Below are 11,315 nucleotides of genomic sequence, written 5' to 3'. Positions count from 1 at the left end.
ATCACAATTTATTATGCCGAATAATTACACAAATGCAAAACAAACTGGCTAAATGTTACATTTTTCCGATGAGTGCATAAAGCAAAAGCAGCCGAAGCTGCTTAATTCATTATTCGTATCAAACTAGCAGAACTTTAAAGTTCCATAACAATTCGGTGTGAATTTTTGAGTCGCTAACTCCAAATTCGTCAAGGCCATTTGTGGACGGGTTGCATTGATTAAATCTACTGTACCAACTGGAATAGCACTACCAAGCAAACAATTCTCTGCAATAATTCCGCCACATTTGACAGGCGTATCATACAAGAAATCACTTACTTGCTTAAACGCTTCATTTAATGTGGCTTTAGGAATATCTACCGCTAGCGTAGGCTGAATAAATCCAATATCGATCGGATTGGTAAACTCAAGCCACCAGCCATTTTGAGAAATAGAGGTGTTCTTGGTCCATTGGATATTCTGTGACTGTAAAGACAATGAGGCAGCTGTACCATTGAGGTTGGCTTTGTGGAAATAACCTAGATCTTCATTAATCGCCACATCGACGGTCAAGTTTTTGATGAGACCACTCGCATCTTTATTATCTAGATTAATGATTCCTGCTGCTTTTGCACTCAGTTTACCGCTCAGGTCAATGTCACGGACCTTGGCCGTAGCAGTCAGATTGGCACTGGTAATACGTTTGCCAGTAATCGGTTGCTGCCCTAAAATTAAATCTCCTTTTAAGATATTACTCCCTGTCGCTTTATCTCTTAAATTAAGCGCATAAGCTGTTGTCGTAAAACCAATCGGAATGCCTAAAACACAGCAAGCCCTCCCCGTAATCGCATTATAACCATCTGACTGGTTTAACGTGCCTTTCGCGGCCTCGCCTGCAACTAGACTTGTTCCAAACCCGTTTACATTGGCAATACCTGTTGTTGCGGCAATCTGCATATATCCGCTCAATGAGTTAATCCCACTTTTAGCCGGACCATTTTCCAGACCAAAAGTAATCAGACCTAAGGCCTTTTCTGCACTTAGATTCAGCCCGACAATTTGACGTGTCGATGCTTTATCTGGATTCTTGATTGCAAACTCGATAAATGGATTGGTTAAAACCGCCGAAGAGCCTGCCCGGGCAGCTCTGTCGCCAGCACTGTCCGTATTAGAAGTTGCAGAGTTACCTAGACCACTTAAACTCAGGTAATCAATATCAATATCACAACCGCCAGGTCCATTACTCCCGCCACAGCCTAGTTGAAGCTTTTTAATATTGACGTTCAGTTCCATTTCAGCTTCTAAACCGAGTTTATAAAAGCCAATGGTGTTATCTCCACCAAAACGCTTTGCTTCCTGATTGGCCGAATCAGTGGGTGCCACATAAGACAAACTCATCAATGCCTGTCCTGTTGTTGCAGACATTTCACTATCAGTCATACTTTGCAACGTATGCGGAACTGCATAAGTCACATTGCAACACCAACTCATTACCCCTAGAAAAAATATAGATGAATATCTATTTTTCATTATAGAAATCCCTTTAAGTTCTAAAACTTAGATGAAGTCATGATCATCATAAGTTTTATTAATAGGTATAATCGACAGATCTACCTTTCCCCTCGATCAATATAAATCAATCTATTGTTAAATAATAAGTAACTTCCGATGAAACTCTCCAATATTTAAGTTTTGGGTTATCAACGGATCTATCTATTTTTATTATTTTTTTCTTTAAACCAATATGTAGAATATAAGTGCGATAAATCATTAGACCAATAAAAAGCAGCCGAAGCTGCTTAATGTTTTCAGGTTAAATTAGCAAAATTTTAAAGTACCATAACAGTTCGGGGTAAATTTTTGAGTCGCTAGCTCTAAATTCGTCAGGGCCATTTGTGGTCGGGTTGCATTGATTAAATTCACCGTCCCTGTTGGGATCGTATCACCAAAAAGACAATTCAATACCCCAAATGTTCCACAATTAATCGGATGATCGGTCAAATATTGAGATACTTGTGAAAATGCTTCATTAAGCGTCGCTTTAGGAATATCAACATTCAATGTAGGTTGAATAAACCCAATATCGATTGGATTACTAAACTCAAGCCACCATCCATTTTGCGAAACAGATTTATTATTACTCCACTGGATATTCTGTGACTGTAAAGAAAGTGACGCCGCTGTACCATTTAGATTCGCCTTGTGGAAATAACCTAAATCTTCACTGATTGCAACATCTACAATAAGATTTTGAATCGTACCGGTGACCTGTCTATCCAAATTCAATCCAATTGCCTTTGCCACAATATTTCCACTTAAATCAATATCACGGACTGCGGCTGTAGCAGTTAAATTCGCACTGGTAATCCGCTTTCCTGTAATGGGTTGTTGGCCCAAGACCAAGTCACCTTTTAAAATATTACTTCCTGTGGCTTTATCCCGAAGGTTGAGCGCATAAGATGAGGTTTCAAAGTTGATTGTAGGAACACAGAGAGCGGGAAGACTACATACCTTACCTGTAATCGGATTATAGCCGTCGGATTGATTCAAGGTTCCTTTGGCCGCTTCTCCTGAGACCAGACTTGTTCCAAATCCATTTACATTGGCCAGACCAGTCGTGGCCGCAATTTCCATATAACCACTGAGTGAGTTAATACCTGTCTTAGTAGGTCCATTCTCAAGACCGAAAGTAATTAAACCCAAAGCCTTCTCGGCACTTAAATTTAATCCAACAATTTGACGGGTTGAAGCTTTATCTGGATTCTTGACTGCAAACTCAATGAATGGATTGGTTAAAACCGCTGATGAGCCAGCACGTGCTGCACGATCAGCCGCACTATCGGTATTAGAAGTTTCAGAATTACCTAAACCACTCAGACTGAGGTAATCAATATCGATATCACAGCCACCTGCTCCATTGGTACCACCACAACCTAACTGGAGTTTTTTAATATTGACGTTCAACTCCATTTCAGCTTCCAGTCCCAATTTATAGAAACCAATGGTTTTGTCTCCACCAAAACGTTGTGCTTCCTTATTAGCCAAATCAGTAGGAGCAATATACGACAAGCTCATCAATGCCTGACCTGTGGTTGCAGACAGTTCCGTATCCGTCATACTTTTCAACGTACTGGTTGTCGCATAAGCAGGATGAACAAAAACTCCGATCATCCCCAAAAAGATTGTAGATAATCCTTTCTTTTTCATTATAAAAATCCTTTTTTTTGATTCTAAATCTTAGCTCTAAACAATTTTCCGCCCTAAAATTAAGGGACAAAAAAATTAGTAAGCTAATAATTACTTTTATAACTACACCTACTATAACCCTGAAAAGTGTTAAATAATATACAATATATGACAAAAATGACCCATAAAGGTAAAAAAATATCACAAAAAAATAATCATATTAAATATCAAATAGATCATTTCTCATACAGCAAGTTGAAATATTGCAATGTAAATAAAGTGTTGTTTCATACGCGCCTCCTTCCACATCACCATAAGGAGAGTTTTAGACATACTTTAGATGGGACAGAAGAAACATGAAGGCTAGCTCCTTGTTTTAGAGGCGTCCTAAGCTACTGCGATTTTTGACAATAAAGGGGGAATCAAGTGGAATAACGTGAAAAAATCAAATATAAAGATTTAAGTTCTATATATCCGTTCAACTCATCATCTAATGAATTGTATTTTAAAGATAATTAATTGGTATCTCTTAGTTAACCTATGAAAATATATAAATAAAAAGCAGCCAAGCTGCTTATTTTTTAGATTAAATTAGCAAAATTTTAAAGTACCATAACAGTTTGGGGTAAATTTTTGAGTCGCTAGCTCTAAATTCGTTAGGGCCATTTGTGGTCGGATTGCATTGATTAAATTCACCGTCCCTACAGGGACTGTATTCCCCAGAAGACAATTTGCCGCACCAAGTAGTCCACAATCAATCGGATGATCGTTCAGATACTGAGAAACCTGAGAGAATGCTTCATTAAGTGTCGCTTTAGGAATATCAACATTAAATGCAGGTTGAATGAAACCAATATCGATTGGATTACTAAACTCAAGCCACCATCCATTTTGTGAAACAGATTTGTTATTGGTCCACTGGATATTCTGTGACTGTAAAGAAAGTGATGCCGCTGTACCATTTAGATTCGCCTTGTGGAAATAACCTAAATCTTCACTGATCGCGACATCAACTAGCAAATTCTGAATCGTACCGGTGACCTGTTTATCCAGATTCAGTCCCATTGCCTTCGCTACAATGTTTCCACTTAAATCAATATCACGGACCGCGGCTGTAGCAGTTAAATTCGCACTGGTAATCCGCTTTCCAGTAATCGGTTGCTGACCTATAGCTAAATCCCCTTTTAAAATATTACTGCCTGTGGCTTTATCCCGAAGGTTGAGCGCATAATCCGTAGTTTCAAAATCAATTGTGGGTATACAAAGAAGAGGTGTAGAGCATATCTTGCCAGTAATCGGATTATAACCATCAGATTGATTTAACGTGTTTCTGTCTGGCTCCCCAGATACCAGACTTGTTCCAAATCCATTTACATTGGCCAGACCAGTCGTGGCCGCAATTTCCATATAACCACTGAGTGAGTTAATACCTGTCTTAGTGGGTCCATTCTCAAGACCGAAAGTAATTAAACCCAAAGCCTTCTCAGCACTTAAATTTAGTCCAACAATTTGACGGGTTGAAGCTTTATCTGGATTCTTGACTGCAAACTCAATGAATGGATTGGTTAAAACCGCTGATGAGCCAGCACGTGCTGCACGATCAGCCGCACTATCGGTATTAGAAGTTTCAGAATTACCTAAACCACTCAGACTGAGGTAATCAATATCGATATCACAGCCACCTGCTCCATTGGTACCACCACAACCTAACTGGAGTTTTTTAATATTGACGTTCAACTCCATTTCAGCTTCCAGTCCCAACGTATAGAAACCAATGGTTTTGTCTCCGCCATCTCGCAACGCTTCTTTATTGGCCAGATCAGTGGGAGCAATATACGAAAAACTCATCAATGCCTGGCCTGTGGTTGCAGAGAGTTCCGTATCCGTCATGCTTTTTAATGTACCGGCTGTGGCATAAGCAAAATTTACGTATGAACTACCTAACAAAAGCATAGCTAAATGAAGAGATTTAAACTGTCGCATGACCGACCTCCATGTTTAAAACATCCATATTTGTTTATTTTTATAATGTTTTATCTCAACTACACACAGTTTTCTAATTTATATCCGCACTGTGAACGGCGATAAAACAAAGCATTTTTTAATTATATTTTAAAACAAATTAAATACAAGTTTAATTTATCTAAACATTTTAGGCCAAAAATATACAACTTATTTAAATGCATCACATAAAAAAAAGCTCACCATAGTTTATATGATGAGCTTTTTTTTAAATCTAATAATCAGGTCTTTGGCAAAGTCACGCCAGTTTGACCTTGGTATTTACCACCACGATCTTTATATGAAGTTTCACATACTTCATCACTTTCAAAGAACAACATTTGTGCAACGCCCTCACCTGCGTAAATACGTGCTGGCAAGTTGGTTGTATTCGAGAATTCTAGGGTAACGTGACCTTCCCACTCTGGCTCTAACGGGGTTACGTTTACAATAATGCCGCAACGTGCATAGGTTGATTTGCCAAGGCAAACGGTTAATACATTACGTGGAATACGGAAATATTCAATGGTCCGTGCCAAGGCAAACGAGTTTGGCGGAATAATACATACATCAGACTCGATATCGATAAAGCTTTTATCATCAAAGTTCTTAGGGTCAACAATGGCTGAGTGCACATTGGTAAACACTTTGAACTCACGCGCACAACGGACATCATAGCCATAGCTCGATACCCCGTAAGAAATCAACTTTTCACCGTTTTTATCAAAACGAACTTGATTTTCCGCATAAGGTTCAATCATGCCGTGTTTTTCGCTCATTTCACGAATCCAACGATCAGATTTTATAGCCATGACTTTTTATCCAAAGACGAAGTTAATAATTGGCGAGTACTTTAACTTAAAATGCTATTAATGAAAACAACACCTCTCATGCGTTCGCTTCAATAGAGGTGAGAATGTTATAAATTGTTGAGCGCTGAATAGCTAATTGGAATCGCAAAGCTGACTAGCACAACACAGGCGGTACGTTGCAGTTTCGCTTGAGAGAGCCAGTTTACCTTCTTGCTTGCCAGCATTGCACCGACTGAAATCCAGAATAAAGCAATCGGAAGAATTAAAGCCACAAATGTCCCCATGTGTGCCATATAAATGTCCTGACTTTTCCAGGCAGCAGCAGGGAAAATGGCTGAAGCAAACAGTAAAGCCTTAGGATTGAGCAAAGTTGCGCAGAGGAGTTCTTTGGGGCGAATGGTCGGCTGATTTAAAACCACATCCTGATTCGCCGTACGCCATAACTTGATGGCAAGAAAAATAATATAAGTCGCACTCAATAATTTCAAAAACGTGGGTAATAAAGGAAAAGTGGCCGATACTTTACCAATCAACATGCCCCAAGCCGTAATGGCAATAATATAGCCGACCGCTTCCGCTGGAATAAGCAGTAAAGATTTACGTAATCCGACCTGAATCCCTGAAGATGCAAGTAAGGTATTAGTTGGGCCTGGTGTCAGCAGAATGGTGATTACTAAACCAATAAAAAACCATGAAATCATTGAATGACCTCACTATGAGAGATTTTCAGATTAATCCAATTACTCAGCTATAGCAAAAAAACAACTGTAAGGACTTATGACGAAAATCTTTATAAGCTTTTATTTTATTTATGTTTTTAAAATTTCAAGTAGTACTAACTGCACAGTCACAGGCAGATGCCTGAGTATTTAAGATTCAAATTATGGAGATGGCTTGATAAGTACCCCCGCTACCCCCAGATAAATGGAGACATGATTTTAAGTTTTTGCTAAGTAATTAATGTTATTTTATAAGCTGTTTCCCCTCCTATCTCTTATTCGCTCCACATGATTTATGCCTAAGCAATTTTTTCATAAGTGGCTACCTTCTTCGGAAAAAGTCGCTCGACTAAAATTTATGAAGATTTTTGGTGAACGCACCTTAAATCCACTGCTTTGGTATGTAAATCGCCGTTCTATTGCAAAAGCTATGTTTATTGGCACCTTCTGGGGCATTTTACCGGTTCCGTTTCATAGCGTGTTTATTATCCTGACCGTGCTACTGTTTGAAGTGAACTTGCCGATTGGATTATGCATGGCATGGTTAACCAACCCCTTTACGGTTGTACCGATTCTTTATTTAGGGTTCTGGTTCGGTAGCAAGATTTATCACGTCAATATGATCAATAAAGACATGTTGCTTGGTGTTCTGCATCAGATTCTAAACTGGATCAAAAATTTTGGGCATGGACATATTGATTTTAGCCTTGCCAAGATCCTGGTTTCAGGGCTGATGATTGAAGCAATTTTATTTGCGGTTTTATTTTATGCGGCGACACACTTACTCTGGCGTTGGAGTGTAATTCGGAGCTGGAAAAATCGTGAGAAAGAGAGAAAAGAAGAAACCATCTAAATGATTTCTTCTTAATAAGAATACTTATTTCGCTGCGGCTTTGGCCTTCATATATTGTTCTGCCACATCGAGTGCATATTCCTGACATGCTTCACCTGTGGCAGGGTCATAGGCACCATTATTGGTAATGTTATTGGATAACACACGGATCCCCAAGAATGGCACATTGAACTGATGGGCAATCTGGGCCACTGAAGCTGCTTCCATCTCTTCTACCGAAGTACCATAAACCGTATGGAACTGCTTGATGCGATCAAGCTCGTTATTCCAGGTATCTGCCGAACCAATCGTACCTTCCACCACTTGTCCTTTGCTGTAATTTGGTTTTGCCTTGTAAGCAGCAAGCAAGAGTTCTTTGTCACCTTCAAATTTACGGATCGCAATTGGCTCAGGATCAGACTCATCATCAGGTAAAACATCAAAGGCTTCATTCCACTCTAAAGCATTTGAACCACCACCAAGGGGTTTATTGGGTGTTTTAAACGCACCGATATTGGTGGTGTATTTACCTAATACAATATCAAATACATGTAGGTCTGGATCATGACCACCGGCTGTGCCCTGATTGATAATCGCAATCGGTTTGTAATGTTGAATTGCAAGTGCAGTGGCAGCAGCAGAATTACTCATGCCCATACGCGTCTTGGAAATCACCACAGGATAACCTTTATAGGTGCCCTTCCAGAACTTCCATTCCCCAATCATTTCTACAGTCGCATTCTCTAACTGGGCCGCCATTTTTTCCGACTCGACAGGTAATGCTCCCTGAATCACGATCGGCTGGAGTTTCGCTTGTTCTTGAGGTTGAGTCGAATTTGAGTTGCTATCACCATTACATGCAGCTAAAAAAAGCGTCGTACATAGCGTGGCAATACCGATAAAAGATTTGAATTGCATCATTCACCTGTCTTAAAAAAGAAAGTCTATACAAAGCAAGTTACGTACCTACTTTGTTTTTAAAAGTGAGTTATGGAATGGTCTAGATCAAAATTTGATTTCGATTAGAAAGCAAAAACCCAACATTTGCGTGTTGGGTTTTCGGTGGGCTTAGAAAATTCGTTTATCGTCTTTCTGACGCTTCGGCAGCTTATCCATGTGTTGCAACACGGCTTGTGCAATATTGAGATAGCTTTCGGCAGCGGCATCCTTCGCGATTACACTTGGTGTGCCCTGATCGGCATGCTCACGGATTTTCGCATCTAAAGGTAAGCGTCCCAGTAATGGAATCTGGTATTGCGTTGACAACTGATCGCCACCGCCTGTACCAAAAATCTGCTCTTCATGTCCGCAATTCGAGCAAATATGGGTCGACATATTTTCAATCACACCCAACACAGGAATATTCACTTTATTGAATAGCTCAATGCCTTTGGTCGCATCCATTAAGGCTACATTTTGTGGGGTAGTGACAATCACCGCACCCGTGACCGGAATACGTTGTGCCAAGGTCAATTGAATATCGCCAGTTCCCGGTGGCATATCAATGACCAGTACATCCAGATCAGGCCATAAAGTCTGGTTAAACAACTGCATCAATGCACCGGTGGCTTTTGGTCCACGCCATGCCACAGGCGTATTGTGCTCACCGATTAAATGACCAATCGACAGTACGGCCATGCCATAGGCATCTAAAGGTACAAAGTGTTCATTTTCAATCAGTGGGGTTTTGCCGGCATTGCCCAACATGGTTGGAATACTTGGGCCATAAATATCGGCATCCAGCACCCCAACTTTTAAGCCGAGCTGCTGTAAAGCCAATGCAAGGTTTACTGTAGTAGTTGATTTACCCACACCACCTTTACCCGACGACACCAGAATCACATTTTGAATACGGGGATGTGCTGTCACATCGCGCTGTTGCGGTGCAGCTTTTTGAATCGGCGGATTATTGGGATCTACTTCTGCTTTTGGTGAAGCATCCATCACAGGCGGTAAATTGCTATTTTCTGCTTTTGGTTTGGATGAGCAGCTATGACCTGCCTCACCATGCGCCGCATGTTTTTGCTGAATAATATGTAGGTTTAATTCCTGAATGCCACACTTTTCCAATGCTTCTGCAAGTTCGTCATGAATCTGTTGCAAGTGATCTTTTTCTTGGGGAAAGGTATTGATGGTCAGCTGTAGAATGCGGCCTTGTACATTGACCTGACTAATGCGATCTTTGAGCGCATTTTCTGAATGCGGTAACACATAACTTTGTAGAACTGTTTGAATCTCGTCTTCCTTCACTTCTTGCGCTGGTGAAAAAACAGATTTTAAGGAAGAAAGCCACGACATTTTGTTTACTCCAAAAACAGATCAACATAGCATTGAGTTTGCTTAGTTTAGCAGTATTGAACAACTGACGCTCCTCTCAAAGCAGATAATTTCTCATTTTTTATAGCAACTTTTCTGCTTTAGATTTCTCTGCCCAACAATACACTTTTTTTGTTAGAAAAAGCTTAGATCGAACAACGCTAGACTGGATAATCGATCTCATGTCGCCCAGATATTTTTAAATCCCTTTAAATAAAAAAATCCCCAAACATAGCGTAGATATGTTTGGGGAAGTCTTTCATCCTATTCGCAGATCAAACGTATTAACCTTTGAATTTATTGATGGTATCCGTTGCGGCTTTCTTTAAATCATCCAGCTTGTGACTGGCCTGAGCTTTAAGATCATCAAATTTTGCTGCCGCTTCATCTTTCAATTCAGCGGCTTTGGCTTTGGCATCATCCAGTTTATGGCTAGCTTCTTCTTTCAAGTGGTCAAATTTGTCTTGAACCGCATGCTGGGTATCTTCCAGTTTTGCTTTGATATCATCCACTTTGCTCGAAGCCGCCTCTTTACCTTCAGCATTTTTTTCGGAAACATCTTTCTTTAGATCATCGACGGCTTTTTCGCCTTTTAACTTCAGTTCTGCGGCAGAATGTTTTAAGTCATCAATTGCCTTTTCACCTTGTAGCTGAGTTTCTTTTGCTTTGTGTTTTAAGTCATCGCCCAATTCAGCGGCTTGGTTTTTTAATTCATCAAGTTTTTCATTTGTCATGGTATTTCCTCACTATAGGTAAAAAACATATTGTTTGGAGCAATCTTAGTTATACCGCGTTTAACGCTATTTTTTGCTGAGCGCTGCAAATTGAAACAAATGAAATACAGGAAGATTCAAATTATTGCCGAACAATAAATTATTTTATTATCAGATATAAAAAGCATATAAATGAATAACATCCTGCCTAGCGAACAAAATTCTTGTGTAATATCTCGTAGAGCACGTGCCAACTGAGTGGATGATCTTTGGCTATAGCTGGATGCTGAAATTCACCAACTTTATTCATGTTTAATTTATGCATGACTCTTTGCGATTTCGCATTGTCCAAGGTAGTAAAGGCCACCACTTTATCCAGCTTTAACTGCTCAAAAGCAAATGCAAGCGCAGCTTGGGCAGCTTCAGGCGCATAACCCTGTCCCCAATAAGCCTGATCGAGTCGCCATCCAATTTCCACACAAGGCGAAAAGGAGAATTGTGTCGGTTGATTATGCAACCCGGTAAAGCCAATAAATTGCTGGTTATGTTTTAACTCAACCGCCCAGAACCCCCAGCCTTGCGTGTCGATAATTGATTTCATGCGCTCAATCAAAGCATCACTTTCTGCCCGTGTCAGCAGGTTCGGAAAGTACTGCATTACTTGAGGATTGCTACTCATGGCCGCAAAGGCTTCATTATCCTCTGCTCGCCATTGTCTGAGACGTAATCTGGCTGTTTCGATCATTTTTAGAACCAA

10 protein-coding genes are annotated in these 11,315 nt (G+C 40.1%); 1 reads left to right on the top strand and 9 read right to left on the bottom strand.

Annotation, left to right across the window (positions count from 1 at the left end; all coding sequences use genetic code 11):
* Positions 1-123: 123 nt before the first annotated feature.
* From IEV39_RS14590 to IEV39_RS14570, 5 genes are all read right to left on the bottom strand, one after another.
* Entirely contained in the window at positions 124-1,470 is a 1,347-nt protein-coding gene (locus IEV39_RS14590) for a DUF1667 domain-containing protein (RefSeq protein WP_227554527.1), read from the bottom strand.
* A gap of 327 nt (positions 1,471-1,797) precedes the next feature.
* Entirely contained in the window at positions 1,798-3,186 is a 1,389-nt protein-coding gene (locus IEV39_RS14585) for a hypothetical protein (protein ID WP_005283734.1), read from the bottom strand.
* A gap of 570 nt (positions 3,187-3,756) precedes the next feature.
* Complete coding sequence (locus tag IEV39_RS14580) at positions 3,757-5,148, bottom strand: hypothetical protein (RefSeq protein WP_005283731.1); 1,392 nt, start codon at positions 5,146-5,148, stop codon at positions 3,757-3,759.
* Positions 5,149-5,408: 260 nt separating this feature from the next.
* Positions 5,409-5,978 carry a dCTP deaminase gene (gene dcd, locus IEV39_RS14575; RefSeq protein ID WP_002120290.1) on the bottom strand — a complete coding sequence of 190 codons (570 nt, stop codon included), beginning with the start codon at positions 5,976-5,978 and terminating at the stop codon, positions 5,409-5,411.
* Between the two features lie 107 nt (positions 5,979-6,085).
* Entirely contained in the window at positions 6,086-6,679 is a 594-nt protein-coding gene (locus IEV39_RS14570) for a LysE family translocator (protein ID WP_005283728.1), read from the bottom strand.
* Positions 6,680-6,992: 313 nt separating this feature from the next.
* Between IEV39_RS14570 and IEV39_RS14565 the strand changes: the two genes are divergently transcribed.
* A complete protein-coding gene (locus IEV39_RS14565) occupies positions 6,993-7,550 on the top strand; it encodes a DUF2062 domain-containing protein (RefSeq protein ID WP_005283725.1) in 558 nt (185 codons plus the stop codon).
* Between the two features lie 24 nt (positions 7,551-7,574).
* Here IEV39_RS14565 and IEV39_RS14560 read toward each other — a convergent pair whose 3' ends face one another.
* From IEV39_RS14560 to IEV39_RS14545, 4 genes are all read right to left on the bottom strand, one after another.
* On the bottom strand, positions 7,575-8,450 hold the full coding sequence (locus IEV39_RS14560) for a 5'-methylthioadenosine/S-adenosylhomocysteine nucleosidase (protein ID WP_171067869.1): 876 nt from the start codon (positions 8,448-8,450) through the stop codon (positions 7,575-7,577).
* A gap of 147 nt (positions 8,451-8,597) precedes the next feature.
* Positions 8,598-9,827, bottom strand: a complete 1,230-nt coding sequence (gene apbC / locus IEV39_RS14555; RefSeq protein WP_005283719.1) for an iron-sulfur cluster carrier protein ApbC — start codon at positions 9,825-9,827, stop codon at positions 8,598-8,600.
* Between the two features lie 302 nt (positions 9,828-10,129).
* Positions 10,130-10,579: a hypothetical protein gene (locus tag IEV39_RS14550; RefSeq protein ID WP_005228953.1), complete on the bottom strand. Its 450-nt coding sequence runs from the start codon at positions 10,577-10,579 to the stop codon at positions 10,130-10,132.
* A gap of 187 nt (positions 10,580-10,766) precedes the next feature.
* Complete coding sequence (locus tag IEV39_RS14545) at positions 10,767-11,303, bottom strand: GNAT family N-acetyltransferase (protein ID WP_005283716.1); 537 nt, start codon at positions 11,301-11,303, stop codon at positions 10,767-10,769.
* Positions 11,304-11,315: the final 12 nt, after the last annotated feature.

The sequence above is a fragment of the Acinetobacter courvalinii genome (assembly GCF_014635545.1).
Lineage (GTDB): Bacteria > Pseudomonadota > Gammaproteobacteria > Pseudomonadales > Moraxellaceae > Acinetobacter > Acinetobacter courvalinii.
Note: the sequence above shows the minus strand (reverse complement) of the source record. Positions and strands in the feature narration are given on the sequence as shown.